The organism is Defluviimonas salinarum, from assembly GCF_026013545.1.
GTDB lineage: Bacteria > Pseudomonadota > Alphaproteobacteria > Rhodobacterales > Rhodobacteraceae > Albidovulum > Albidovulum salinarum.
In genome coordinates this window covers 1-26,142 of the sequence record NZ_JAPDOG010000007.1, presented here as the reverse complement: position 1 = coordinate 26,142, position 26,142 = coordinate 1, and the positions used below count along the sequence as shown (strand labels likewise).

23 protein-coding genes and 1 tRNA gene are annotated in these 26,142 nt (G+C 67.7%); 8 read left to right on the top strand and 16 right to left on the bottom strand.

Annotated features, from left to right (window positions below; all coding sequences use genetic code 11):
• Positions 1-11 precede the first annotated feature (11 nt).
• Complete coding sequence (locus OM960_RS09300; RefSeq protein WP_264771776.1) at positions 12-1,388, bottom strand: aminotransferase; 1,377 nt, start codon at positions 1,386-1,388, stop codon at positions 12-14.
• Between the two features lie 105 nt (positions 1,389-1,493).
• Between OM960_RS09300 and OM960_RS09295 the strand changes: the two genes are divergently transcribed.
• Positions 1,494-2,420, top strand: a complete 927-nt coding sequence (locus tag OM960_RS09295; protein ID WP_264771775.1) for a LysR family transcriptional regulator — start codon at positions 1,494-1,496, stop codon at positions 2,418-2,420.
• Between the two features lie 3 nt (positions 2,421-2,423).
• Here the strand turns inward: OM960_RS09295 and OM960_RS09290 are convergent, their stop codons facing one another.
• From OM960_RS09290 to OM960_RS25530, 4 genes are all read right to left on the bottom strand, one after another.
• Entirely contained in the window at positions 2,424-4,835 is a 2,412-nt protein-coding gene (locus tag OM960_RS09290; RefSeq protein ID WP_264771774.1) for a GcvT family protein, read from the bottom strand.
• Positions 4,836-4,839: 4 nt separating this feature from the next.
• Positions 4,840-7,254, bottom strand: a complete 2,415-nt coding sequence (locus OM960_RS09285) for a GcvT family protein (RefSeq protein ID WP_264771773.1) — start codon at positions 7,252-7,254, stop codon at positions 4,840-4,842.
• 4 nt (positions 7,255-7,258) lie between these two features.
• Entirely contained in the window at positions 7,259-8,752 is a 1,494-nt protein-coding gene (locus OM960_RS09280) for a trimethylamine methyltransferase family protein (protein ID WP_264771772.1), read from the bottom strand.
• A gap of 98 nt (positions 8,753-8,850) precedes the next feature.
• Positions 8,851-9,009, bottom strand: a complete 159-nt coding sequence (locus OM960_RS25530) for an ABC transporter ATP-binding protein (RefSeq protein WP_354003550.1) — start codon at positions 9,007-9,009, stop codon at positions 8,851-8,853.
• Between OM960_RS25530 and OM960_RS09275 the strand changes: the two genes are divergently transcribed.
• Positions 8,947-9,783, top strand: a complete 837-nt coding sequence (locus OM960_RS09275) for a tyrosine-type recombinase/integrase (RefSeq protein ID WP_264771771.1) — start codon at positions 8,947-8,949, stop codon at positions 9,781-9,783. The two genes, OM960_RS25530 and OM960_RS09275, sit on opposite strands and share 63 nt — an antisense overlap.
• Before the next feature lie 91 nt (positions 9,784-9,874).
• Here OM960_RS09275 and OM960_RS09270 read toward each other — a convergent pair.
• The 5 genes from OM960_RS09270 to OM960_RS09250 form a co-directional block, all read right to left on the bottom strand.
• A tRNA-Glu gene (locus OM960_RS09270) sits at positions 9,875-9,949 on the bottom strand.
• A gap of 82 nt (positions 9,950-10,031) precedes the next feature.
• A complete protein-coding gene (gene recJ / locus OM960_RS09265; protein ID WP_264771770.1) occupies positions 10,032-11,774 on the bottom strand; it encodes a single-stranded-DNA-specific exonuclease RecJ in 1,743 nt (580 codons plus the stop codon).
• Between the two features lie 99 nt (positions 11,775-11,873).
• Complete coding sequence (gene glpX / locus OM960_RS09260) at positions 11,874-12,839, bottom strand: class II fructose-bisphosphatase (RefSeq protein WP_263334601.1); 966 nt, start codon at positions 12,837-12,839, stop codon at positions 11,874-11,876.
• Between the two features lie 90 nt (positions 12,840-12,929).
• Positions 12,930-14,216, bottom strand: a complete 1,287-nt coding sequence (locus OM960_RS09255; protein WP_263334603.1) for a homoserine dehydrogenase — start codon at positions 14,214-14,216, stop codon at positions 12,930-12,932.
• 127 nt (positions 14,217-14,343) lie between these two features.
• Positions 14,344-14,595, bottom strand: coding sequence for a hypothetical protein (locus OM960_RS09250; protein WP_263334605.1), 252 nt, complete (start codon positions 14,593-14,595; stop codon positions 14,344-14,346).
• A 108-nt stretch (positions 14,596-14,703) separates the two neighbouring features.
• On the opposite strand from OM960_RS09250, the gene OM960_RS09245 reads away from it, so the two are divergent.
• Positions 14,704-15,291: a TetR/AcrR family transcriptional regulator gene (locus tag OM960_RS09245; RefSeq protein WP_263334606.1), complete on the top strand. Its 588-nt coding sequence runs from the start codon at positions 14,704-14,706 to the stop codon at positions 15,289-15,291.
• Between the two features lie 72 nt (positions 15,292-15,363).
• Here the strand turns inward: OM960_RS09245 and OM960_RS09240 are convergent, their stop codons facing one another.
• Entirely contained in the window at positions 15,364-16,275 is a 912-nt protein-coding gene (locus OM960_RS09240) for a pirin family protein (protein WP_264771769.1), read from the bottom strand.
• Between the two features lie 121 nt (positions 16,276-16,396).
• On the opposite strand from OM960_RS09240, the gene OM960_RS09235 reads away from it, so the two are divergent.
• Positions 16,397-16,894 carry a hypothetical protein gene (locus tag OM960_RS09235; protein WP_264771768.1) on the top strand — a complete coding sequence of 166 codons (498 nt, stop codon included), beginning with the start codon at positions 16,397-16,399 and terminating at the stop codon, positions 16,892-16,894.
• Here OM960_RS09235 and OM960_RS09230 read toward each other — a convergent pair.
• Genes OM960_RS09230 through OM960_RS09220 form a run of 3 tightly spaced genes read right to left on the bottom strand, consistent with a single transcriptional unit; the run spans position 16,886 to position 19,991 of the window.
• Positions 16,886-17,563 (bottom strand): hypothetical protein, encoded by a 678-nt coding sequence (locus OM960_RS09230; RefSeq protein ID WP_264771767.1) that lies wholly within the window; start codon positions 17,561-17,563, stop codon positions 16,886-16,888. The genes OM960_RS09235 and OM960_RS09230 overlap by 9 nt on opposite strands.
• 5 nt (positions 17,564-17,568) lie before the next feature.
• On the bottom strand, positions 17,569-18,165 hold the full coding sequence (locus OM960_RS09225; RefSeq protein ID WP_263334613.1) for a TadE/TadG family type IV pilus assembly protein: 597 nt from the start codon (positions 18,163-18,165) through the stop codon (positions 17,569-17,571).
• The gene (locus OM960_RS09220; RefSeq protein WP_264771766.1) at positions 18,165-19,991 is read right to left on the bottom strand and encodes a TadE/TadG family type IV pilus assembly protein; all 1,827 of its coding nucleotides are present in this window, start codon (positions 19,989-19,991) and stop codon (positions 18,165-18,167) included. The genes OM960_RS09225 and OM960_RS09220 overlap by 1 nt, the downstream gene beginning before the upstream one ends.
• Positions 19,992-20,390: 399 nt before the next feature.
• Between OM960_RS09220 and OM960_RS09215 the strand changes: the two genes are divergently transcribed.
• From OM960_RS09215 to OM960_RS09205, 3 genes are all read left to right on the top strand, one after another.
• On the top strand, positions 20,391-21,821 hold the full coding sequence (locus tag OM960_RS09215; RefSeq protein WP_263334616.1) for a Glu/Leu/Phe/Val family dehydrogenase: 1,431 nt from the start codon (positions 20,391-20,393) through the stop codon (positions 21,819-21,821).
• Positions 21,822-21,925: 104 nt separating this feature from the next.
• The gene (locus tag OM960_RS09210) at positions 21,926-22,723 is read left to right on the top strand and encodes a crotonase/enoyl-CoA hydratase family protein (protein WP_263334617.1); all 798 of its coding nucleotides are present in this window, start codon (positions 21,926-21,928) and stop codon (positions 22,721-22,723) included.
• Between the two features lie 60 nt (positions 22,724-22,783).
• Positions 22,784-23,707 (top strand): DMT family transporter, encoded by a 924-nt coding sequence (locus tag OM960_RS09205; RefSeq protein WP_263334619.1) that lies wholly within the window; start codon positions 22,784-22,786, stop codon positions 23,705-23,707.
• A 10-nt stretch (positions 23,708-23,717) separates the two neighbouring features.
• On the opposite strand, the gene dtd is transcribed toward OM960_RS09205, so the two are convergent.
• Positions 23,718-24,155 carry a D-aminoacyl-tRNA deacylase gene (dtd, locus tag OM960_RS09200; protein ID WP_263334621.1) on the bottom strand — a complete coding sequence of 146 codons (438 nt, stop codon included), beginning with the start codon at positions 24,153-24,155 and terminating at the stop codon, positions 23,718-23,720.
• 158 nt (positions 24,156-24,313) lie between these two features.
• On the opposite strand from dtd, the gene OM960_RS09195 reads away from it, so the two are divergent.
• The gene (locus OM960_RS09195; protein WP_263334623.1) at positions 24,314-24,730 is read left to right on the top strand and encodes an Hsp20/alpha crystallin family protein; all 417 of its coding nucleotides are present in this window, start codon (positions 24,314-24,316) and stop codon (positions 24,728-24,730) included.
• Positions 24,731-24,737: 7 nt separating this feature from the next.
• Here the strand turns inward: OM960_RS09195 and OM960_RS09190 are convergent, their stop codons facing one another.
• Positions 24,738-25,679, bottom strand: coding sequence for a DUF2927 domain-containing protein (locus tag OM960_RS09190; protein WP_264771765.1), 942 nt, complete (start codon positions 25,677-25,679; stop codon positions 24,738-24,740).
• Between the last annotated feature and the right edge of the window lie 463 nt (positions 25,680-26,142).

Here is a 26,142-nt window from a genome sequence, read left to right as displayed (position 1 = left end):
TCGTACTCCCTTCAGATCTTGTTCTTCACCACCGCCCAGGCGTCGTCCAGCGCCCCCTTGAAGCGCTCGGTCGCGAGGTCGATTTCCTCCTCGTTGATGATCAGGGGCGGCATGAAGCTTATCCGGTCGCCGATCGCGCGAAGATAGAGCCCCCGATCATGCGCGAAGTCCTGCACCAATGCACCGACCTTCCAGGCCGGGTCGAAGGGGATCCGCACCTTGGCGTCCCTCATTAGTTCGAAGCCGCAGAACAGCCCCACGCCGCGCACCTCGGCCACCAGCGGGTGGTCCTGCATGGCGTCGCACCGTTCGAGGAAACGCTTCGACACCTTCCGGACATGGCCGATCAGGTCGATCTCGTCGTAGATGTCGAGCGCCTGGAGCGACACCGCCGCGCCGACCGGATGGCCGGCATAGGTGTAGCCGTGCCCGAAGAGGCCGACCTCGTCGGAGTTGCGCATCATCTCGGCATAGAGCTCGTCCTTGAACATCAGGGCCGAGATCGGGAAGAACGCCGCCGACAAGGCCTTGGCGCAGCTCACCATGTCGGGCTTGAGGCCCCAGGTCTCGGCCCCCCACATGTTGCCGGTCCGGCCGAAGCCGCAGACGACCTCGTCGACGAGGAAGGTGATGCCGTATTTGCGGATGACTGCCTGCATCTCCTCCCAGTAACCCTTCGGCGGCATCAGCGCGCCGCCGCCGGAGATCGCGGGTTCGGCGAAGAAGGCCGCGACGGTGTCCGGTCCCTCGCGCAGGATCAGTTCCTCGAAGCTTCGCGCCATCCGGGCCGAAAACTCCTCCTCGCTCTCGCCGTCGATATGGAAGCGGTAGTAGTTCGGCAATTCGGTGTGCTTGAACTCCGGCAAGGGAAGGCCGAACTTCGCATGCATGTGCGGCTGGCCCGACAGCGACACGGTCGCGATCGTATTGCCGTGATAGCCGCGGATGCGGCCGATGATCTTGCGCCGCTGCGGCTCGCCCCTGGCGGTGTTGGCGTACCAGATCAGCTTGATCGCGGTGTCGTTCGCCTCCGAGCCGGAGCACTGGAACATCACCCGGTTCATGCCGCCCGGCGCCATGCCGATCAATCGTTCGCCAAGTTCGGCCACGCGGGGATGCGAGCGGTTGTAGAAGGTCGGCGCGAAGGGCAGCGTGTTCATCTGCCGCATCGCCGCCTCGGCGAGCCGCTCGTTGTGATAGCCGAGACTCACGCAGCCGAGGCCGGAGAACCCGTCGATGATCTCGCGTCCCTCGCTGTCGTAGATGAACACGCCCTTGCCGTGCGTGATTATGGTCGGGCCCTTCTCGGCATGCTGGCGCAGGTTGGTCTGCGGATGCACGTGATGGGCGATGTCCTGCTCGATGCTGCGTTTCGCGTCGACGTTCATGGCGGTCTCCGGACGAGGAATACCGTAGGAGATCACATTCTATTTGACTGAACGGCAATCTAGAAGTTTTCTCGCTTTCGTGAAATTGATTCATCCAAGGCTGCCATGAAACCCTATCTCGACCTGCGCCACCTGCAACTGATCCAGGCGGTCATCGAAACCGGGCGCATCACCGATGCGGCCGAGAAGCTCGGGGTTACGCCCTCGGCGCTCTCGCATCGGCTGCGGGAGGCGGAACGGCGGCTCGACGTGCAGCTTTTCACCCGGATGCACAAGCGCCTGCGCAAGACGCCGGCGGCGGAGTACATGTCGGTCGTCGCCGACCGGATCCTCTCCGACCTGACGCGGGCCGAGGAGGACGTGCGGCGCATGAACGCGGGCATCCATCATGTCGTGCGGTTGTCGGTCGAGGCCTATTCGAACTATCGCTGGCTTCCCGCATTCCTGAAGTACCTCAAGTCGCACACGACCGGCATCGATCTTCAGATCATGGCCGGCGGCAACCTCAACCCGCTCACCGGGCTGATGAACCGCAACATCGACATCGCCGTGGTCTCGGGCGTTCCGGCACAGGCGGGCGTCACCGCGGTGCATCTCTTCGAGGATCCGCTCCTCTTCATCATGGCACCAGGGCACCGGCTGGCCGGGCGGGATTACGTCGAGGGGACGGACATCGTCGACGAACCCTTCATCACCTATACCAAGGTTCCAGAGCCCGACCGAGAGTTCGCCCGCCTGTTCCGCCCGACCGAGACCTATCCGAAATGGACGGCAACGGTAGAGCTTCCGGAGGCGATCGTGGAGCTTGTGGCGTCCAATCTCGGGACCAGCGTGCTGGCGGGCTGGGCACTTCAGACCGCGCTCAAGGAGGGACGGATCATTGGCGTCCAGGTCACCCAAGAGGGCATCACCATTCCCTGGTCCGCCGCATTGCGCAGCGAAGACGCCGACCCGGACGACCCGATCCGGATCGTCGCCGATCACATGGCCGAGTGGTGCGCGCGGCCGGGATGCGGCCTTCACGTCACCTGACCGTCACCCCTTCATGCGGGCATTGCCCGGATCGTAGAGCGGCCGCAGGTTGGCGGTCGCCTTTACCGGGCGGCCGGCGACCATGATCGTGTAATCTGCCCCGTCAGCGGCCCCGACACCGCCTTCAGGCAGCGCGACATAGCCCATCCCTATGGCGCCGCCGACCGTCCAGCCATAGCTCGCCGAGGTCAGGCGCCCGACGATCTGCCCGTCGCGGAGCACGGGCTCCTTGCCGAAGAGGAGCATTTCGGGATCGGCGAGGCGGAAGGACAGGAGCCGGGACTTCGCGCCCTCGGCTCGGCGGGCGAGGATCGCCGCCTTGCCCGTGAAGTCTGTCTCGAAGTCGCAGGCGAAGGTCAGGCCCGCCTCGACAGGCGTGTCGTGGGGGCCGATGTCGTGGCCCCAGTGGCGAAAGCCCTTTTCGATCCGGCAGCTGTCGACCGCCATGCCGCCGCAGAGCTGCGGTGGGAGTTCCTCTGCCATCACGGTCTCATAGACATGCTGGGCGAAGTCCGACGGGATGTGCAGTTCCCAGCCAAGCTCGCCGACATAGGTGATGCGCTGGGCGCGGACCGGGGCGTTGCCGACGAAGATCTCCCGGAAGGTGCCGAACGGGAATGCCGCGTCTGAGAGATCGGCATCGGTAAGCCGCGACAGGAAGTCCCGCGCCCGCGGCCCCATCACGGCCAGCGTCGCTTCGGACGCGGTGACATTGACGACGCTCGTCCCGCCATCCCCGAGCCGCGTCGTCAGCCAGCGCTCGACCTGCGGCTCCGCGCCGGCCGAGGCCATGATCAGGAAGCGGCGGTCGCCGAGTCGGGCCACCGTCACGTCGGCCTCGATGCCGCCCGCCTCGTTGAACATGTGGGTGTAGACGAGCGTCCCCGGCGTGACCTCCATGTTCGCCCCGCAGAGCCGCTGCATCTCGGCTTCTGCCGCCGGACCGTCGACGAGGAAGCGTCCGAAGGTGAGGTCGATCATCCCGATACCGCCGCGCAGGGCTTCGTGCTCGGCCTTCCAGGCGTCGAACCAGGGCTGGCGATCGAAACCGTCGGTGATCTCGGCCCCATAGATCAGCGGCCGCTCCCAGCCATTGGCGGGTGCGAACTCCGCGCCTGCGGCCTTCAACTGGGCGTAATAGGGTGTTCGGCGCAGGCCCCGCGCCGCCTCGCGCCGGTGATAGGGCCAGTGCATCGCGTAGGCGAGCGACAGCGTCTCGGCGGCCTTGGCCGCGACGAGCCCGGGCGCGTTCAGGCGCGGATGGATCCGCCGCGCGTCGACATCCGTCAGGTCCATCGTCATCCGGCCCGCCATGATCCATTCCGCAAGCGCCTTGCCCGCGCCGGGACCATTCTGGATGCCGGTGGAGTTGAAGCCCGCCGCGACCCAGAGCCCTGGCACCTCGGTCATAGGCCCGAGATAGTATTTCCCGTCCGGCGTGAAGCTTTCCGGCCCGTTGAAGAACTTGCGGATGCCGGTGCTCGCGAGCGCGGGGATGCGCTCGGCGGCGGCTTCGAGGATCGGGAATAGATGCTCCTCGTTGCAGGGCAGTTCGTCAAACTCGAAATGCTCCGGCAGGCCACCCGCCGGCTGCCAGGGAGTGGCATTGGGCTCCGAACAGCCGATCAGGAGCTTGCCCGCGTCCTCCTTGTAGTAGGTGTATTCGTCCATGACCCTGAGCACCGGCAGATCGCCGGTCACGCCGTCGATCGGGTCGGTCACGACGTAATAGTGGTTGGTGTAGTGCAGCGGGATCGGGGTGCCGTGGCTGAGGCCAAACTCCCGCGCCCACATGCCCGTCGCGTTGACCACATGGGCGGCGCGCACGAAGCCCGCCGAGGTCTCAACCCCGGCGACGCGGCCCTTCTCGGTCACGATCCGCTCGACCCTATTGTCCTCGAAGATCTGCGCCCCGTGTAGTCGCGCGCCCTTGGCGAGCGCCATGGTCGTATCGATCGGGTTCGTGTAGCCGTCGCCGGGAAACCAGAACGCACCCCTGGCGCCATGCGTGGACAGGAGCGGCCAGCGGTCTTTCGCCTCGGTGGCGGCGATCTCCTCGGCGCGGATGCCGCAGCCATGGGCGTAATCGACCTTGCGGCGCAGTTCCTCGATCCGCGCCTCGGTCAGCGCGAGCGTGATCGACCCGTTCCGCCTGAACCCGGTTGGTTGGCCGGTCTCCTCCTCGAGCCGCTCCATCAGGTCGAGCCCGTAGCGCGCGAGCGCGGACATGACCGGCACGCCCTGCGTCTCGCTGACGAGGCCCGCGGCATGCCACGTCGTGCCCGAGGTGAGTTTCTTGCGCTCGAAGAGCGCCACCGACCAGCCGGCCCTGGCGAGGTGATAGGCGGTCGCGCAGCCGACGATGCCGCCGCCGATGACGGCGACCTGCACCTCAGAGGGGAGCTCTCTGGCCATCTCTCTACCCTTTCAGCCGGGCGTTTTCGGGGTCGTAGAACGGCAACGCGCGCACGGTTGCCTGCACCGGCTCGCCGAGCACCTCGATCTCCAAACGGTCGCCCGGATCGGCGGGTATCGTCAGATAGCCGAGCGCGATACGCTTGCCGATGCGGAAGCCGGTGCCGGCGGAGCTGACATAGCCGACCACCCGGCCCTCCTTCAGGATCGGGTCCGAGGAGAGCGCGTCGGGGCCTTGGCCGTCGAGTTCGAACGCCGTGAAGTGATAGTCGCGCGGCCGGTCGGCACTGGCGAGGAACGCGTCGCGGCCGACGAAATCGGTCTTTCGACGGCTGACGAACCGTTCGAGCCCGGCGTCGAACGGCGTGTACTCGATGCCGAAATCCGCGCCCCAGCCGTGATAGCCCTTCTCGATCCGCATCGCATTCAGGGCGTAGGAGCCGAACTCCACCATCCCCTTGTCCGCGCCTTCCCGCATGATCGCCTCGTAGACGGTCACGAGATCGGCCGAGCGCATGTGCAGCTCCCACCCCAGCTCGCCGACATAGGAGACGCGGAGCGCGATCATAGGGGCGCCGGCCAGCGTGATCTCGCGGACCGACATCCAGGGCGCAGCCTCCTTCGACAGGTCGGCGTCGGTCAGGGGCTGGAGAGTGTCGCGCGACTTCGGCCCCATCACCATCAGGGCCGCGTCGAAGTCCGATCCGCGCCGGAGCGTCACGCCGCTTTCCGGCAGGAACCGCGCCATCCAGTCGTGGTCGCGCTGATCGGCGAGCGTCGGGCCGCAGAGCAGGTACCTGTATTCTTCGAGCCGGGCGATCGTGGCCTCGGACCAGACCTTGCCCTTCGGCGTCAGCATGTAGCTGAGCTTGACGCGCCCGACCGCCGGCATCGCGCCGCAGAAGACCCGGTCGAGGAAGTCGGTCGCGCCCGGCCCCTCCACCTCGTAGCGGGTGAAGCCGCCGTGATCCATCACGCCGATATGGTCGCGCACGCCCTCGCATTCGGCCTTCACGGCGTCGTGCCAGGCCTCGTGACGGAAGCTGAGGCATCCGTCGTCCTTCACCGTCTCGGTCTCGAACCAGAAAGCCCGTTCCCATCCCGCGATCTGACCGAAGACCGCGCCCTTTGCTTTCAAGCGGTCGTAAAGCGGCGTGCGGTTCACCGGCCGCGCCGATTTCCAGATCCGGTGCGGATAGGGGATCGCATACTGGTGCTCGTAAAGCTCGCAGGCGCGGGCGACGGTGTAGTCGAAGGTCGCCCAATCTCCGAAGCGGCGCGGATCCCAGGCCGACATGTCCCATTCGGGCTCGCCTTCCGTGATCCATTCGGTGAGCGTCTTTCCCGCCGCCGCCGAATGGGTGATGCCGACCGGGAAGCAGCAGGCATGGTAGAAGTTCGGCAGGCCGAAGGCCGGGCCGCAGAGCGGCGCGCCGTCCGGCGAATAGGGGATCGGACCGTTCACGAAACGGCTGACCCCCGCCTCGCCCAGGATCGGTATGTGTTCGAGCGCCGCCTCCAGCACCTCGGCGATGTCGTCGACGCTGTCGGGATAGAGCTGGTTGGCGAAGTCGTCGGGCATCCCGTCGAGCCAGGCGGGTCGCCCGGCATGGCCATAGGAACCCAAAAGAAGCCCGTTCCGCTCGCGGCGCAGGTAGAACATGATGTCGGGATCGCGGACGAGCGGAAAGTTGGCCGGGTTCGCTTCCAGTTCGGGCAATGCCTCGGTCACGAGGTACTGGTGCTCGAGCGTCACCACCGGCAGGCGCTGGCCGACCATTTCGCCGACCTGCCGCCCGTAGTAGCCCGAGGCGTTGACGACGACATCGCAGAGGACCTCGCCCTTGTCCGTGCTGACCTGCCATTCGCCGGAGGGCCTGCGGCTAATCCCGGTGACCTTGGTGAAGCGCACGATCTCGGCGCCGAGATCGCGCGCGCCCTTGGCCAGCGCCTGGGTCAGCTGGCTCGGATCGACATCGCCCTCATAGGGGTCGAGGATGCCGCCGATGACGCTGCTGCCTGCCCGGTACCAGGGATGCATCGCCTCCATCTCGGCCGGCGAGATCATCGCCATGTCGTAGCCGAGCCCCCTCGAGATGCCGACGAGGTGGTGGAAGAAGTCCATCCGGTCCCGCGTATGAGCCGGCCAGAACGCCCCGGTATGGCGGTAGGTGATCGGATAATCGACGACCCCGGCCAGATCCTTGTAGAGCCGCCATGCGTAGTTGCCCGCGCGCATCCCGCCCCAGCTTGTCCCATAGGTCGGGATATTCCCCGCAGCGTGCCAGGTGGAGCCCGAGGTGAGCTCGCTTTTCTCGATCAGGAGCGTGTCAGTCACGCCGGCCCGGGCGAGGTGATAGAGTGTCGAGACGCCGACGGCGCCCCCGCCGATGACGACGACTTTGGCTTGGGTTCTCATCGATTCAGACTTCCAGCTTGATGGGCAGACGCGCGCGGATCGCGGCTTCGATGTCGGCGGGCAGGTGATCGGGTGCGGGGCTCGCCTCGATCTCGGCAACGCGGGTGCGGGCGCGGTCCCAGACAGTCTTCGCGCCGCTCGTCAGCCAGTTCGGGATGCTTTGCCGGTCGCCGAGCCGGGGATAGAGGTACTCGGTCGTCATGAGCCTTAGCGTCTGGTCGGTGCCGAGGTAATGCCCCGGCCCGGTCACGACCTCCTCGATCAGGTCGAGGTCGATGGCGCCCTCGAACGCCTCGACCCCGCGCACCGAGCGCAGGATCGCGCCGCACATGTCGTTGTCGATCACCAGCGCCTCCTTGCTGGCCGCCATGATCGAGCCAAGCATGCCGACGCTGAGGTTGATCATGTCGGCCCCGGCCTGGGCCGACAGTGCAACGGTATATCCCTTCTCGTATCCGGCCTGCGCGTCGGCGACCTTGGCGTCGGTGATGCCGGCCGAGACCGTCGAAGGCAGACCGAGGTGAAGAAGTAGCTGGGCGGCCGCCGCGCTGGCGACCGCCGCCTCGCCGGAACCGCCGGTCATCGCGCCGGTGCGCAGGTCCGAGATGAAGGGCATGAAGGCGAGGATGCAGGGAAAGCCCGGCTGCATCATGTTGACGAGGACGAGGCCCGCGAGCGATTCCGCGAGGCCTTGCGCGAGCGCGCCCGCGAGCGACGCGGGGCTCGTGGCGCCGGCCTGCCCGGCAGAGCAGATCTGCAGCGGCATCCCGAGCCGCACGCATTCCCGCATCACGCCGCAGGCCTCGGTGGCGAGCGTGAGCGGCGGCACGACATGGCAGACGGACGCGAAGCAGAAGGGCTGCGCGGCGAAAGGGGTCGGCCCGAGTGCCGCGTCCAGCATCTCGACCACGGGGGCGACATGCGCGGGTTCGAAAAAGCTGGTGCCGATCGGTTTCGAGGTCGCCTTCATTGCCGCGAAGGCGGTGTTGAGGTCGAGCGTCAGCGGGTCGGCCATGTCGCGCGCAACCACCGGGCGCAGCGCGTAGTGGATGCTGTCGCAGGCGTCGACGATGCGCATGAGACCGTAGAGATCGGCCAGCGTGCTGTCGCGGAAATTGCCGGTGTCGGCATCGAGTACCTGCACGGCGGCGCCGCCGGTCCCGATGTGAACGTGGCCTCCGCCCACTTCGATCCCGCGCTGGGGATCGAAGCCCGGCAGTTCGACGCGCTTGCGTGACTTCGCGATCATGTCTTCGACCAGCGCGCGCGGGAAGGTGAGCCGGCCGTCGGGGCGCTCCACCGCGCCGCCGGCAATGGCCAGCTTCCGCATCTCGGGCGCGTCGGCGGCGACGCCGATGCGGGCGAGGATGTCGAAGGCCGCCTCGATGATCGAGCGCAGGCTGCCGTCGTCAAGCGGCCGGAATCGCCCTCCGGGAGGCGGGCGAGTCGCTCCACCCTGGGACTGCGCCTCTCCACGGCTCTGTCTGGCTCTCCGCATCGGCACGCCTCCTGGCTACTCTTTCCGCGGCAGTCTATGCGCAGGATGGATTAGTTCAATTTCATAATATACGTCTTTTGATGAACTGATTTCAGTCATTATCGGCCGCATCCGGTTTCGCGTGCGCCCAGCACCCTGTCCAGCCATCGCGGATCCATCTCGGGAACCGAGGACAGCAGGAGCTGCGTATACTCATGGCGTGGCGGGTGCAGAACGGCCGGTTTCGGCCCGGCATCGACCACCCGACCGCGCTGCATGACCACGACGTCGTCGGCGATCGCCTCGACGGTCGCGAGATCGTACTTGATGAACATATGGGCGACCCCGAAATCCCGCCGCGACGTCGTCAGGAGGCGCAGGATGCCGTCGGGGGCGGTCACATCATCAATGCCAAGGTGCTGCGCCAACTTTTCCGCTTCGCCATCACCTACGATCTGGCGGACACGAACCCGGCGAAGGACGTGGAGCTATTGACGTCCAGTTCCGAGGGCTACCACTCGTGGACGCTGGCAGAGATCGAGAAATTCGAGACCACGCATCCGGTGGGCACGACCGCGCGCCTGGCGCTCGCTCTGGCGCTCTATACCGGGCAGCGCCGGTCCGACCTGGTTCTTTTCGGCCGCCAGCACTTTCAAGGCGAATGGCTGGTCTTCACGCAGCAGAAGGGAAAGGCCCGCAATCCGATCCGGCCGGAAATCCCGATCATCCCGGAGCTGCGACACATCATCGACGCCAGCGGCGCAGGCGACTTCACGTTCCTGGTGAACGGCTACGGGAGGGCATTCACGAATGCCGGATTCGGCAATCGCTTCCGCAAGTGGTGCGACGAGGCGGGCTTGTCGGAGTGTTCCGTTCACGGGCTGCGAAAGGCCGCCGCCGAGCGTCTGGCCGAGTTGGGATGCACGGAATTCGAGATCATGGCGATCACCGGCCACCAGACTTCCAAGGAGGTAACGAGGTACACCAAGGGCGCCAGTCAGAAAGTTTGCGCCCAAGCAGCCCTTCGCAAGATGACAGGCGGACAGAATTAGAACAATAGTGTCCCGCTTTTGACCCCCGTTGCACACGGCGGGACAAAAACGGCTCTTAAGTGTCTGATTTTGTGGGAAGAAGAAAACCAAGTGGCAGCCCGTAGGGGAGTCGAACCCCTCTTTTCAGGTTGAAAACCTGACGTCCTAACCGATAGACGAACGGGCCGCGCTTGGCGTGGGGCGGTGTTTAAGCGAGTGCCGTGGGGCGCGCAAGAGGCTTTTTTCAGTTTTTTCACCCGCCGCAAAAATTAGCTCCGCGCCGCGTCTTCGAGCCTCAGTTGCGGCTTCGAACGGCCCTGCCAGTGGTTGAGTTCGAGCCGCCCCGCGAGGTGTAGGCCGAGCCCGCCATGCGCTTCCAGCATGGGGCCGAGGCCGTTGTCGAAGGCGCCGAAGGCGATCGCCTCGATCGCGGGCGACTGCCCGTCGGAGAAGCCGAGTCTGAGATGTGTCTCGCCGATCCGACGGGTATGGGTGATCCTTACGGACGGGAAGGCGAAGCGCGGCGCCGGGGCGGCCTGGCCGAAGGGGCCGGCGCGCTCGATCTCCTCGATGAGGGAATGGGTCACCGCGCCCGGCATCAAAAGTCCGTCGAGCCTGAGGTCACGCGGGCCGATGCGATCCGCGCCCTGGCGGGCAAGCAGGTCGCCGAGCCGCTCCATAGCCGCGTCGAGGCGGTCGCGGGCGACGGTCAGCCCGGCCGCCATGCGATGGCCGCCGCCCTTTAGCAGGAGCCCGTCCGCCGCGAGCCGCTGGATCGCGGCGCCGAGGTCGATGCCCTCGACCGAGCGGCCCGAGCCCTTGCCCTCGTCGCCGTCGAAGCCGATGACCACGGCGGGGCGGTTCGTCGCCTCCTTGAGCCGAGCCGCGACGATGCCGACGACGCCGGGATGCCAGCCGTCGCCGGCGGCCCAGACCAGGGGGGCATCGAAGCCGCGCGCCTCGGCCTGGGCGAGGGCGGCGTCGCGCACCCGGTTCTCGATCTCGCGGCGCTCGGTGTTGAGGGCGTCGAGCCGTTCGGCGAGCGCCTGCGCCTCGTGCAGATCCTCGGTCGCGAGGAGCCGCGCGCCGAGATCGGCGGCACCGATCCGGCCGCCGGCATTGACGCGGGGGCCGAGCAGGAAGCCGAGGTGATAGGGCGTCGGCGCCCGGTCCATCCGCGCCACGTCGGCGAGCGCGCGGAGCCCGATGCGCTCGCGCCGGGCCATGACCTTCAGCCCCTGCCGCACCAGCGCCCGGTTGACGCCCACAAGCGGCGCCACGTCGGCCACGGTGGCAAGCGCCACGAGGTCGAGCATCGCCATCAGGTCGGGGCCCTTGGCACCCTCCTCGCGCAGGAGCCGGTTCGCCTCCACCAGCATGAGGAAGACGACCGAGGCGGCGCAGAGATGGCCGAGCGACCCGTCTTCGTCCTGCCGGTTGGGGTTCACCACGGCGAGCGCGGGCGGCAGCGTTTCGGCGCCGAGATGGTGGTCGAGCACCACCACGTCGGCCCCCGCCGCCGCCGCGATCGGCCCGTGCGACAGCGTTCCGCAATCGACGCAGAGGATGAGGCGGTGGTCGCGCGCAAGCGAAGCCATCGCCGGCTCGTTCGGGCCGTAGCCCTCGTCGATCCGGTCGGGGATGTAGAGCGTGGCGTCGTGGCCCATAGCCCGGAGCCACGTGAGGAGGAGCGCCGCCGACGACCCGCCATCGACATCGTAATCGGCAAAGACCGCGATCCGCTCGCGGTCCCTGACCGCCTTCAGGAACCGGCGGGCGGCTGGTTCCATGTCCTTCAGCCCTCGCGGATCGGGCAGGAGGTCGCGAAGCTGCGGCTCGAGAAAGCGCGCGGCCTCTTCCGGGGCCACCCCGCGCGCCACCAGCACGCGGGCAAGCGCCGCGGGCAGCCCGGTCTCCTGCGTCATCGCCTCGGCGAGCCGGTCGGCCTCGACCGAGGGGCCGGTCCAGCGCCGGCCGGTCGCGGAAGACTCAACCCCGAGAAATGCGGTCATGTGCCTCCTGACGCGGGAACCGGCCGAAAGACCCGCCCGCCTCTTCAACTTGGCCCAACTACCTCGGGAATCCGGGGGCAGCGCCCCCGGCGCCCGCCGTCAGCGGATCGGGTTGCGGTAGATCATCCGCCGCACCGACCCGGTCTTCGACCGCATCAGGATCGTCTCGGTCTGGATGAAATGCGGCTCGCGCTTCACGCCCTGCACGATCGAGCCGTTGGTCACGCCGGTCGCCGCGAAGATCACGTCGGCCCGCACCATCTCGTCGCGCGCATAGACGCGGTTCAGGTCGGTAATCCCGGCCTTGGCCGCGCGACCGCGCTCGTCGTCGTTGCGGAAGAGAAGCCGGCCCCAGATCTGCCCGCCCATGCATTTCAGCGCCGAGGCCGCCAGAACGCCTTCCGGCGCGCCGCCCGAGCCCATGTACATGTCGATGCCGGTCAGTTCCGATTCCGCGCAGTGGATGACGCCCGCGACGTCGCCGTCGGTGATGAGCCGGATCGCCGCGCCGGTGGCGCGGATCTCGGCCACCATGTCGGCATGGCGCGGCCGTTCGAGGACGCAGACCGTGATGTCGGTAGGCTTGCACTTCTTCGCCTTGGCAAGCTCGACGACCCGCTCGGTCGGGCTCATCTCGAGCGACACGACGTTCTTCGGCAGGCCGGGGCCGACGGCGAGCTTGTCCATGTAGACGTCGGGCGCGTGCAGAAGGGTGCCGCGCGGCGCCATCGCGATCACGGTCAGCGCGTTCGGCATGTCCTTCGCGGTCAGCGTCGTGCCTTCAAGGGGGTCGAGCGCGATGTCGACTTCCGGCCCGTTGCCGGTGCCCACTTCCTCACCGATGTAGAGCATCGGCGCCTCGTCGCGCTCGCCCTCGCCGATCACCACGGTGCCCTTGATGTCGAGGAGGTTGAGCTGGTCGCGCATCGCGTTCACCGCGGCCTGGTCGGCGGCCTTCTCATCGCCGCGGCCGATCAGGCGCGCGGAGGCGTGGGCGGCGGCTTCGGAAACGCGGGCGAGGCCCAGCGAAAGCATGCGGTCGTGGAATTCCTGGGCGTCGGCCATGGTCTGTCCCTGTACTGTCGGTTTCTCAGCATCTAGCCGGTCGCGCCCCACCGGGGCAAGGGCGAAGGGCCGCCCGAAGCGGCCCGCCGGTCAGACGGTCTCGATCCGGATCGCCACCGGCTCGCCGCTGACCACGCCAGTCGCCGGCAGCCGCTTCAGCGCGTGGTCGATCGCGTCGCGCGTCGTCTTGTGGGTGACGATCAGCACCGGCGCGGTCGAATCGGCATGGTGGTACTGCCGCATCCGGTCGATCGAGATTCCCTCTTCGCCGAGCACCGTCGCCACCTTGGCGAGCGCGCCGGGCTTATCGGAAAGCGCCATCCGCAGGTAATGCGGCGCCGGGGCCGTGGCCTTGGCGGGTACCGGATCGGCGAGCGTCGCCGCGGGCTGGCCGAAGGTCGAGATCCGCGCCCCGCGGGCGATCTCTATCACGTCCGACATCACCGCCGAGGCGGTCGGGCCTTCGCCGGCGCCCGCACCCCTCAGCACGATCTGGCCGACGCTGTCGCCCTCGAGGACGACCATGTTGGTGCCGCCCTGGAGCTGACCGAGCGGGCTTTCGGCCGGTACGAGGCAGGGCGACATCCGCTGTTCGAGCCCGCGTCCGGTCATCTGCGCGACGCCGAGCAGCTTGATCTTGTAGCCCATGTCGCCGGCGCGGCGGATGTCGTCGATCGAGATCCGGCCGATCCCCTCCAACTCCACCGCGTCGAAGGCGACCTTGGTGCCGAAGGCAATGGCTGCGAGCAGGCTCAGCTTGTGGCCGGCATCGATCCCGCCCACGTCGAGATTGGGGTCGGCTTCCAGATACCCGAGCTGGCGCGCCTCCTCGAAGACCTCGGCGTAGGGAAGGCCGGCGCTCTCCATCCGGGTCAGGATGTAGTTACAGGTGCCGTTCATCACGCCCATCACCCGGCGGATCTCGTTGCCGGCGAGCCCCTCGGTCAGCGCCTTGACGACCGGGATGCCGCCCGCCACGGCGGCTTCGAAGCGGATCACGCGGCCGTGTTCCTCGGCCGCGAGCGCCAGCTTCTGGCCGTGGATCGCGAGCATCGCCTTATTGGCGGTCACGACGTCCTTGCCGGTCTCGATCGCGGCCTTCGTCGCGGCGAGCGCCGGGCCGTTCGAACCGCCCATCAGCTCGACGAAGACATCGACGTCTTCGCGCCGGGCGAGGGCGACCGGATCGTCCTCCCAGGCGTAGCCGGAGATGTCGGCGTCGCGGTTCTTGGTGCGGTTGCGTGCGGACACGGCGGAAACCACGATCTCGCGCCCGGCGCGGCGCGCGAGCAGCGCGGCATGGTGCTGGACGATCTTGACGGTACCGATGCCCACCGTGCCGAGGCCGGCGATGCCGAGACGCAGGGGGGTGGGCATGAGGTTCTCCATGGTGATCGAGCGTGCGGGCAAGTCGCGCGGCTCTTAGCCTGTCCGGCGGCGCCTTGCAACGCGCCCGCGCGAATTGGCGACGGGCGGGGGCGCGGCGGCCACGGTCCGGTGCCGCTCAGGCGTCCGGGTCGAACTGGCGCAGCGCCTCGGCCCGCGCCTTCAGCGCCGCCGCCCCGGATTCGAGTTCGGGCGTCGGATCGGCCTCTGGCGCGGGCGGGGTGATGGAATCGAAGGTTTCGAGCTGCAGGAACTCCGGGTAGGGTGCGTCGCCGACCGCCGGATTTGCGGCGGCTTCGACCTCGGGAAAGCGGGCGCAGCCCGCGAGGGCCGCGCAGGTCAGGACGGCGATGAGGACGGCGGGGCGCATCGTTCGGGTCTCCGGCAGGCGGGCGGCAGAGTAGTCCGGCCGCCGCCCCGGCCGCAAGCGGTCGCGGTCGGGGATTGTATTGAACGTGCGTTCAGATACTCTGGCGCCATGGCACGCAAGACCGGCTCCCATTCCGAAATCACCGGCCCCCGCATTCGTGCGGCGGCGCTGAAACTCTTCGCCCGGCACGGATTCGCTGCGGTCTCGATGCGCCAGATCGCCGCCGAGGTCGGGGTTCAGGCCGGTGCGCTCTACCTCTACACGCCCGACAAGGAAACGCTGCTCTTCGATCTCCTGAAGGAGCACATGGACGAGCTGATCGCCGCTTGGGAGGCCGAGCCGCGGGGCGCCTCGCCGCGCGAAAGGCTGGAGGCCTTCGTGCGCTTCCACATCCGCTTCAACCTCGAGCGGCCAGACGCGGTGTTCCTGTCCTACATGGAACTGCGCAACCTCGGGCCCGGGAACTTCGCCGCGATCGAGGCACTGCGGCGCGACTACGAGAACCGGCTCGAGGCGATCCTCAGCGAGGGCCAGGCGGCGGGCACCTTCGCCGCGCCCGACACCAAGCTCGCGACGCTCGCGATCATCGCGATGCTGACCGGGGTCAACACCTGGTACCGCGAGGGCGGCCGGCTGAGCCGCGACCGGGTCGGCGACATCTACTGGGACATGGTCCGGAAATCCGTCGCCGCCTGACCGCTGTTCCTTCATCTTGCCGAAAATTTCCTCGGGGGGCCGGGGGGCAGACGGCCCCCCGCATCGCCGCAATTAGCCGACGGGGCGGATGAAGGTCCCGTTCCGCAAATCGGCCATCGCCTGCATGAGTTCGGCCTTCGTGTTCATCACGATCGGCCCGTGCCAGGCCACAGGCTCCTCGAGCGGGGCGCCGGAGATCAACAGGAACCGGATGCCCTGGTCGCCGGCCTGCACCGTCACCTCCTCGCCGCTGCCGAAGCGCACCAGCGTGCGGTCGCCCGACAGGTCGCGGATCCGGACCTCCTCGCCCATCACCTCCTTCTCGAGCAGCACGCCCTCGGGCCGGCTCGCTTCGGAAAACCGCCCCGCACCTTCGAAAACATAAGCGAATGCACGGCGATAGGTGTCGATCTTGAAGGTTTTTCTCACCCCGGCCGGGACGAAGATGTCAAGGTATTGCGGGTCGGCCGCGATGCCATCGACCGGGCCGCTCCGGCCCCAGAACGAGCCGACGATGACCCGCACCCGCGTGCCGTCGTCGTCGATCACCTCGGGGATGTCGGCCGCCTTCACGTCCTGGTAGCGCGGCGCCGTCATCTTGAGCCGAGAGGGCAGGTTGGCCCAGAGCTGAAACCCGTGCATCTGTCCCTTCGCGTTTCCAAGCGGCATTTCCTGATGCAGGATCCCCGATCCCGCGGTCATCCACTGCACGTCGCCCGCACCAAGCCGGCCGGCATTGCCGAGGCTGTCGCCATGCTCGACCGTGCCGGCGAGCACATAGGTGATCGTCTCGATGCCGCGATGCGGATGCCAGGGGAAACCCTTCAGGTAGTCCTCCGGCCGCTCGTTGCGGAAATCGTCGAAGAGCAGGAACGGGTCAAGCTCGGTCGGGTCCTGAAAGCCGAAGGCGCGGTGCAGCCGCACCCCGGCGCCTTCGAGCGCCGGACGGGCGGGACGGGTTTCGAGGACGGGACGGATCGACATTTCGGTTCCTCCTGGGGCTTTGCCGTAATATAGGGCAAAAACCGGCGGGGCGGAGGGCTTCTCAGCCGCGGGGCATCACAGGACCTGTGCCGCGGTGCACAGGCGCGATCGGGGGCACGGCATGAACGACATCCAGGACGAAATCCTCGCCAGCATCACGCCCTCACCGGCGCGGCGCGCCTTCGCCACGGGCGTTCTGGCGACGCTCGGCGCACTCCTGGTGCTGCTCGCATTCCTGCGCCCGCCCGCCTCGATGCCGCTGCAGTTCTTTCTCATCGTGCTCGGCGTGGCCGCACTCGTGCTCTGCGTGCGGCTCTTCCGTGCGACCGGGCAGGGGCTCCTGCTCACCGCGGCGGGGATCCGCGACAGCGAAGGACGCGAGGTCGCCCGGCTCGCCGAGATCCGCAAGGTCGAGCGCGGCACCTTCGCCTTCAAGCCCTCGAACGGGTTCCTCCTGCACCTGGCCGAGACTCGGCCGCGCGCCTGGGCGCCGGGCCTCTGGTGGCGCTCGGGGCGGCGGGTCGGCATCGGCGGCGTGATCTCGGGCGCCGAGGGGCGGCACATGGCCGACCGGATCGATGCGCTGATCGCAGAGCGCGGCGGGCAGCCGTCAGCCTGACACGTCCGAATCGATCGACGGATCCCGCGTGCCGTCGTCGTTGCCGTCGCCGTTCAGCTCGATCTTCTTGTCGCCGTCGTAGACACAGGCCGGAACCGTCGCGCCGTCGCCCGGATCGAACTTGACGCAGGACGTGAAGCGCGGCGCGGTCGGAACGAAGGACGTGAGCCATTGTGCGGCGAGCCCGACATTGAAGATCGGCTCGTAGGCCATGCCGGTTTCGACGATGATCACGGCTTCACCCTCGGGCATCACCGGAATCCGGCTGGTCTGCGGGTGGATCGACCCGGTCGTCTGCGCCGGGGTCCTGCCGGAGGCGTGGGACCAGGCGACTTCGTGACGCTCGTCCTTGTCGTCCCAGATCACGCTCGACAGCCGCACCCAGGTCGGTTCGGACGACGCGGTCATGTAGCCGAAGAGCTTGTTCAGCCCCTCGATATAGGCGTCGTCGACGACATCGTCCTGCTGCACGCGCGCGACCATGTCGGCGATCGTGTGGGTGGCCTTGAGGTTGAGGTTCTTCTGGCGGAAGGCATCGAAGATCTGAACCGAGGCGACGAGCCACCAGATCAGCCAGACGCTGGCGATCATCCCTTCGACCGGCATCGAGCCTCGCGTGTCGGTGGCGAAGTCGCGGCCGCGAAGCCTGAGGCGCGAGATGAGGGACATGGGTGTCATCCTCCCGTGCCCGGATCGTTGACCAAGGCGGTCACCGAAACCAGCGAGTAGGTGCCGGATTCGTCCGTGGGCAGCCGGATCCCGATCCCGGTGGTCGGAAAGACGGGGGCGAACTTCGCGCAGGCGCGGATCAACATCATCTCGTCGCCGGCACCCGGGGCGTAGGAGGGCGGCATGACGATGTCCTCGGACCGGCTGGCGCAGGTCGGCCCAGTTTGCAGCCCGGCCCAGGTCTCCGTGCTGACCGGGCGCAGTTCGACCAGCAGGGACGTTTCGCAGTTCGGGAGCAGCACCGTGTGCCGGCAGACGGCACGGCGGAACGCGGCATGCGTTACCCGCCGGTTTGCCTTCTCGCTGGCGAAGCGGCCCCTCGGCTGCTCCCATGTCCCCAGCCTCAGGTCGCGTACCGTGAGGTCGAGCGCGCGTTCGAGCATCATGTGGCGCGCCATCATCACGCCGAGTTCCAGCGACGACATCATCAGCAGGAAGAAGAACGGCAGAAAGATCATGAACGGGATCGTCGCCGTCGCGCCGTGCTCTTCCCGGATCTTGCGCCAAAACCAGGCGCGAATATGTCCCCTCGGGGCCGCCATCAGTGGGTCAGCCTCAGCTTGGTGATCGCGCCCGCGATGCCGGCGAAGGCATCCGAGATATCCTTGCCGTCAACCGCATAGAAGCCGGAGTTCTGGCAGGCGGAGAGCAGTTTCTGACCTTCAACCGGTGCCTCGAACGCGATCGAGAAGATGCGGATGTCACGGCCCGGATCCTTGGCGGCATCGCAGACCGCGAGGGTCCGCGCGTCCTTCGTGCTGGCGGCGGCGGTGTTCGCGACGGAGGTGTTCGCGACCGGATCCTCCGCGTCGGGGCGCCACTGGTTGCGCAGGTCGCGGTCCTGATAGGCGCCGTAGATGATCTCGTCCGAGAAGTAGAACATCGACATCGACGACCAGACCTCCGGCCAAGTCATTTGCTGGGCCATCGGATGGGTGCCGTCGAATCCGGCATCGTTCGCCTGCGACATGCCGCAGGTTTCGGTCTCGCCCGATCCGGTGCACACATCAGCGTCGTAGACGGCATCGCCCCAGGGGGAGTCGCGCCAGGCCTGAAGTGCGAAGACGTAGAACTTGCCGCTTTGCGGATCGAAGAGTGAATATTGCTCCAGCGCGTCGTCGCCGAGTTCGTCGCCCGGATCCGTCCTGTAGGCGGCATTGCGCCAAAGCGGGCTCATCCCCTCGTCGTAGTAGGGATCGCCGTCGTCGTTGTTGCGCAGCCGGTATTCGGCCGAGTTGGCGCCGTCCGTCAGCAGCACGATCACTTTCAGAACGTCGAGGCCCTTGCGTGCATGAGGGCCGGCGAAGTCATGGGGGCGGCCGACAAAGTCGAGCGGCAGCTTGCCCTTCCCGACCATGTCCTCGACGACGCCCCTCATCGACGGATCGAGGAGCGCCGCGCCCCATTTCATGCCGATGTCGATCGAGGTGTTGCCCTCGGCCTCGAGCCCGTCGATGAACGTCACGAGCGCCGCCCTGTCGCCCGAGAAAGGCAGGATCTCGCGGTTGGCCCCGGTCGGGCAGTTGGTCATCTCGGGCGGGGCCGCCAGCCTGAACGGATCGAAATGGCCGTTGCGCTGGTACCGGCGGTCGTCCGGGCCGAAGCCGAACGCGACGGCCGTGGTCGTGAAGTCGCTCTCGGTCTCGCTGAAGACGCCCACCGCGTCGCTGAACTCGATGCAGGCCGAGCTGTCATGCTCGACCGTCATGTTGAAGTGGCTCGCCAGATCGGCGGGCATCGCGACCTGCGTCGCGTAGGGGACGATCGAGATGGAGACATTGCCGGGCTCGGCGGCAGCGAAGACCTGCTCGACGAAGGTTTTCGCCGCCTCCTTGAGGTGGCCGAGCCGCCCGTCGCCGTTCATGGAACCCGAGACGTCGAGCACGAGGGAGATCTCGATCTGCCCGATGTCTTCCTTGACCCTCGACGAGGCGGGCGCGGTCAGCGTCGACACGCCGGCAAGATCCGCGAACCAGGTGTCGAGCGTTTCCGCGGCGCGGATCTCGACCTGTCGGAGCACATCGTCGGTGCCCCGCGTGACGATGATGTCCCTGTTCGTCGGAGGTGTCAGCCCGGCCTTGACGAAATGGTCCCGCACGACCTCTTCCGGGGGCAGGGTCTGCCCGGGGGCGGCCGCGGCGCGCGCGGCGCTGTCGATCGTGTTCTGGAGAACCGTGCGCCGCTCCTCGAACCGCATCAGGTCGAGTGCGACACCGGTCAGCATGAGCATGATCACGAAGGTGAAAAGCCCGAAGATCACGAGCGAGCCGTCTTCCGCCTGCCGGAAGCGGGCCAGCCTGGCATGAAGGCCGCGGAGCGCCGCCCGCGACGCGACGGCGCCGTCCGGGGCTATCCGAAACTGTGACATCCTCTTTACCCTTTCCACGTCTTCCCCATGGACGAGTTGTCGAAGTGTTCACGCAAGCTGGCGCAGGGTTTCCCCGTGCAGGGGCAATTCTGCGGACTGGTATGAGGTGAAAATATGGCGATGGGCGCGGCATAGCCCCAAATGCCTCGATTCGGTACGGTATCATGCCCTTTTGCGCGGATCCTTGCCGAAAGCGGTGGGGTTTTATGCTTCCCCGAGCGCTGGAAAGCCGGCCGAGGAGCCGGGTTCTTGCCGAAATCGGTGCGGGTTGTGTTTCCTTTGGGCTCTGGTAACCAAGGCGCATTAGCGTGACCGACGGCGCCGGAAATCCCGGAACAAGCAATGTCGCGGCGCGCATCCGGCCCGCAAAGAGGCCGGTGGCCAGCCAAGGAGGAAATCATGGCCTTCAACGGGGAACCGAGCTTCCGCCAGTCCGTGGATCTGATGTTCAACCGCGCCGTCGCGGTGATGGACCTCTCGCCGGGGCTTGAAGAGAAGATTCGGGTCTGCAACTCGACTTATACGGTGCGGTTCGGGGTGCGCCTCAGGGGCGCGATCCACACCTTCACCGGCTACCGCTCGGTCCATTCCGAGCATATGGAACCGGTGAAGGGCGGCATCCGCTTCGCGACATCGGTGAACCAGGACGAGGTCGAGGCGCTCGCGGCGCTGATGACCTACAAATGCGCGCTGGTCGAGACGCCGTTCGGCGGCTCGAAGGGCGGTCTCTGCATCGACCCGCGCCAGTACGACGAGCACGAGATGGAGCTCATCACCCGGCGCTTCGCCTATGAGCTGATCAAGCGCGACCTGATCAACCCGGCCCAGAACGTGCCTGCCCCCGACATGGGCACGGGCGAGCGCGAGATGGCCTGGATCGTCGACCAGTACAAGCGGATGAACACCACCGACATCAACGGCGCGGCCTGCGTCACCGGCAAGCCCTTGAACGCCGGCGGCATCCAGGGCCGGGTCGAGGCGACGGGGCGCGGAGTGCAATACGCCTTGCGCGAGTTCTTCCGCCATCCCGACGACATGAAGGCCGCGAAGCTCGACGGCAAGCTCGACGGCAAGCGGGTCATCGTCCAGGGCCTCGGCAACGTCGGCTACCATGCCGCGCTGTTCCTCTCGATGGAGGACGGCGCCCGGATCACCGGTATCATCGAGCGCGACGGCGGGCTCTTCAATCCCGAGGGCATGAACGTGCAGGCCGTGCGCGACTGGCTGGTCGAGACCGGCGGCGTCAAGGGCTGCCCGGAAGGTACCTATGTCGAGGACGGCGCCAAGCTACTCGAGGAAGACTGCGACATCCTCGTCCCGGCGGCGATGGAGGGCGTGATCAATCTCGGAAACGCCAGCAACATCAAGGCGCCCTTGATCATCGAAGCCGCGAACGGCCCCGTCACCGCCGGCGCCGACGAGATCCTGCGCGGGAAGGGCACGCTCATCATCCCCGACATGTATGCCAACGCGGGCGGCGTGACGGTGTCCTATTTCGAATGGGTCAAGAACCTCAGCCATATCCGCTTCGGCCGGATGCAGCGGCGCCAGGAAGAGGCGCGCCACCAGCTCCTGATCGACGAGTTGGAGCGGCTCTCGAACGACAAGGGACTCGGCTGGACCCTGTCGCCGGGCTTCAAGCAGCAGTACCTGAAAGGTGCGGGCGAGCTGGAGTTGGTGCGCTCGGGCCTCGACGACACGATGCGCGCCGCCTACCAGTCGATCAGCCACACCTGGCACAGCCGCAACGATGTTACCGACATGCGGATGGCGGCCTATATCGTCGCGATCGACCGGGTGGCGAAGAGCTACCGCTCCAAGGGGCTCTGACCGCCCGCGCGTGACGCAGCGTCACGGCGCGCCATGACCTCGGCCGGTGGCCTTCAGCCGCCGGCTCTGGCATCGTCCACCCGCCACCGGATGCGAGGGATGCCATGACCCGGATCGACGACCTGCCGCTCGCCAATCTCGCCGTCGCCACGGACGAGGACGGCATCGCCACCGTCACCCTGAACCGCCCGGCGAAGCGCAACGCGCTCAACGCGGCGACGATCGAGGAGCTGGTGACGCTGTTCTCGGCGCTGCCGCGCGCGGGTGTCCGGGCGGTGGTGCTCCGGGCCGAGGGGCCGCATTTCTGCGCCGGGCTCGATCTTGTCGAGCATCTCCACGCCGGGCGGACGGCGGCCGATTTCATGCATGTGTGCCTGCGCTGGCACGAGGCCTTCAACAAGATGGAATATTCGGGCGTCCCGATCATCGCCGCGCTGAAGGGCGCGGTGGTGGGCGGCGGGCTGGAGCTTGCCTCTGCCGCGCATGTCCGGGTCGCCGACGTCTCGACCTATTTCGCCCTTCCCGAGGGGCAGCGGGGGCTCTTCACCGGCGGCGGCGCGACGATCCGGGTGGCCGACCTCGTCGGCAAGGCGCGGATGATCGACATGATGCTGACCGGCCGGGTCTACCGCGGCGAGGAGGCGGTCGCGGTCGGGCTTTGCCAGTACCTCGTCGAGGACAGCGAGTCCAAGGCCTACGAGCTCGCCCGGGCCGCGGCGCAGAACCCGCCGCTGTCCAATTTCGCGATCTGTTCGGCAATCAGCCACATGCAGAACATGTCCGCCCTCGACGCCGCCTATGCCGAGGCCGTGGTCGCGGGCGTGGTCAACACGCAAGGCGAGGCGCGCGGCCGGCTCGAGGCCTTTGCCGACAAGACCGCCGCCCGGGTCCGGCCCGACTGACGGTTTCGGCTTGCGCTTGCCCGCGCGCCCGGTCTTTCTGGCGCCGGGAAGGGGGCGGCCATGACACCTTTGCGCGGCATCACGCTGAAACTCTGTTCGGTCACGGTGTTCGTCGGCATGGCGAGCCTCATCAAGGCCACCTCCGATGTCGTACCGCCGGGCGAGGCGGTGTTCTTCCGTTCGGCCTTCGCGATGCCGGTGATCCTGCTCTGGCTCATTGCGCGTCGGGACCTGCGCGCGGGCCTCGCGACTAGGAACCCGCTTGGCCATTTCTGGCGCGGCCTCGTCGGCGCGGCCGCGATGGGCTTCGGCTTCGCCGGGCTCGGGCTGCTGCCTCTGCCAGAGGTGACGGCGATCGGCTACGCCGCGCCGCTCCTCACCGTGGTTTTCGCGGCAATGTTCCTCGGCGAGGAGGTGCGCGCCTTCCGGATCGCGACGGTGGCGCTTGGGATGATGGGCGTGCTGGTGATCCTCTCGCCGCGGCTGACCGCGCTCGGCGCGGGCGAGATCGGCAGCACCGAGGCGCTGGGCGCGATCGTGGTCTTCGTCGGCGCGGTCTTCGCCGCGCTCGCGCAGGTCTTCGTGCGCCGCCTTGTGCAGGCGGAGCGCACGGCGGCGATCGTCTTCTACTTCTCGCTAAACGCGACGCTCCTCTCGCTGATCACCTTGCCCTTCGGCTGGGTCTGGCCCGATCCCGCGAGCGCCGCGATGCTCGTCCTTGCCGGGATCCTCGGCGGGCTCGGCCAGGTACTTCTGACCTCCTCCTACCGCTATGCCGACGCCTCTGTCGTGGCGCCGTTCGAATATGCCTCGATGCTCCTGGCGCTCGGCGTCGGCTATGTGGTCTTCGACGAGGTGCCGACGCTGACCGTGCTCGCCGGTGCCGCGCTCGTGGTCACCGCCGGGATCCTGATCATCTGGCGCGAACACCGGCTCGGGCTCGAGCGCGCGCGCCAGCGCAAGGCGATGACGCCGCAGGGATGAGCGCCCCGGCTCAGGTCTCGAGCCAGATCGTCACCGGCCCCTGGTTGACGAGGCGCACATCCATGTCGGCGCCGAACTCGCCGTTCGCGACCTCGATGCCCGCGGCGCGGAGCCGGTCGGAGAAGCAGCGGTAGAGCCGCTCGCCCTCTGCCGGCGGGGCGGCGGTGGAGAAGCCGGGCCGGTTGCCGCGCGAGGTGTCGGCGGCGAGCGTGAACTGGCTGACGACAAGCGCCGCGCCGCCGGTGTCGAGAAGTGAGCGGTTCATCTTGCCCGCCTCGTCCTTGAAGATGCGGAGCTTGGCGATCTTGGCGGCAAGCTGGTCGGCCTCGGCCTCGCCATCGCCCTGCATGGCGCAGACGAGGATCATCAGACCGGAGCCGATCTCGCCGGTGACGCGGTCCTCGACGGTGACGCGGGCCTCGCTGACCCTTTGGACAAGTGCGCGCATCGGGGACTCCTCGGCTCGGAACGGGCTTGTCAGGAGCGGCATAGCGCGGGCAGAACGGCGGCGCAACCGGGCGGGGCCGCACCGATTGACGCGCGTCAGGGCAGGCGGGGCGGGGCGGGTTCAAGATCTGTGCTGTATGACAGAACTGGAGAGTCGTCATGGTCGAGAAAACCCCTGCAAGTTCGTTCTGGCCGTCGTTCTACGAGCCGTTCCGGCATTTCGGCACGCGGCTTTCCGAATGGCTGGCGCCGGCCGCCGAGGCGTCCTCGGACGGCAAGGTCTACCGCATCGCGGTGGAACTTCCCGGCGTCGAGGAGAAGGACATCGACATCAGCATCGACGACGGCATGGTCACGGTGAAGGGTGAGAAGAAGGAGAGCCGCGAGGAGAAGGGCGAGACCTGGTATTTCAGCGAGCGCCAGTACGGCTCGTTCAGCCGTTCGTTCCGGCTTCCGGCCGATGCCGATCCCGCCAAGGTCAGTGCCGATCTCAAGGACGGCGTACTGATGCTCACGGTGGAGCGCGCCGCGCCCGAAGTGACCAAGGCCCGCAAGGTGCCGATCGGGCGCGGCTGAGGCCGGCTCAGCTCTCGCCGGGCATCAGCTCGGCGGCGATGATCTCGACGATCGGCCGCGCCTCCGCGAGCGTCATGCCCGGCTTCAGCCGCCGGTCATAGAGCATCTCCAACATCAGCTCGTCCTGCGTCGTGAGCGCGGCGAACTCCTCGTTGTCGTTGAAGATAGACGGCCGCGCGCGCGGGTAGTCGGCGACGAGGCCAAGGCTCTGCGCCAGCTCCTCGTGGATGCAGGAGAGCCGTAGCCGCTCCGGCAGTTCGCCGCGGATCACGGTGATGGCATTGGTGTAGGTCGCGCTGGTGCCGGAGGTGAAGGCGAAGACCGTGCAATAGGTCTCGGGCGCCATCGCGGTCACGGATCGAAGCGCGGCCTCGGACGTGCCGGGCGCGAGCGCGGCGATCCGGGGCGCGGCAGCCTCGCGTTCGTCGGTGTTGAGGATCATCACCGTATGGTTGGGTCGCCAGGCGGTGACGCGCATCGGGATCCCGGTAAGCTGCGACAGCCGGTCGAGATAACCCGCGATCTCAGCGCGGTCGGCCTGGCGCTGGTCGAAGGGCACCGAGTCGCCGAATTCCACGTTGAGGCGCAGCGGCGTGTCCCAGCGGTGCAGCCGGTTCTCCCGCGACTGCGCGACGAGGCGACCGCCCGCCTCGGTGAACTCGTCGTAGAAGGCGATGCGCATGAAGTTCTCGGCGAGGTCGTCCGGCCCGAATGGCGCATCACGCTCGCCGCCGTCGATCCGCAGGAGATCCTGGGCCAGATAGTTGGCCTCGACCCGACCGTAATAGTCGCGCGCGGCGAGGGTTTCGGCCGAGGGCGGCGCGGCGACCGGCGCGGAGGTGCCCGATCCGCTTGCGGCGCCGGGCGTCCGCGCGGCAGGGTCGCAGGCCGCGAGCGCCGCGACGAGCGCGGGCAGTAGGACGAGGCGCGAGAGGCGGGCGGAGGTCATTCTCGATCAGCCGCTCCGTTCAGGCCTGATGTCGGCAGGCGTCGAGAGAGGGCGCAGGGGGCGCCCGAGTCGCGGCCGGGAGTTGCCATCCCGATCCAGGCCGGGACGCGGTCCGCCAGCACAACTTTCGCCCATCATCTTTCCCTTTTCCGGTCGCCGGAGTGCCGGATCGTGGACGCTGGACGCAACACCCTGAACCGAGTCTGGATTCGCGTTTCCGTTGCCCACACCATGCGCGCAACACTGGCATGGCGCGGCGCGCGGGCCAAGCCCCGGTAGCGACCGCGACCGCAGGCGGAACAGGAATTTGCGGTTGACACCACGGCGCGGCTAGCGCGCCGGGCCCGGCTCACTTTCGGCCGGGCTTCGGTCCCCGCCGCGCGCCGCCGCCCGGGCGCGGGCCACGGTCGCCGGAGCGCTCGGGCCGCTCGCCCTCGCCACGGGGTGCGCGGGGCTTGTAGGG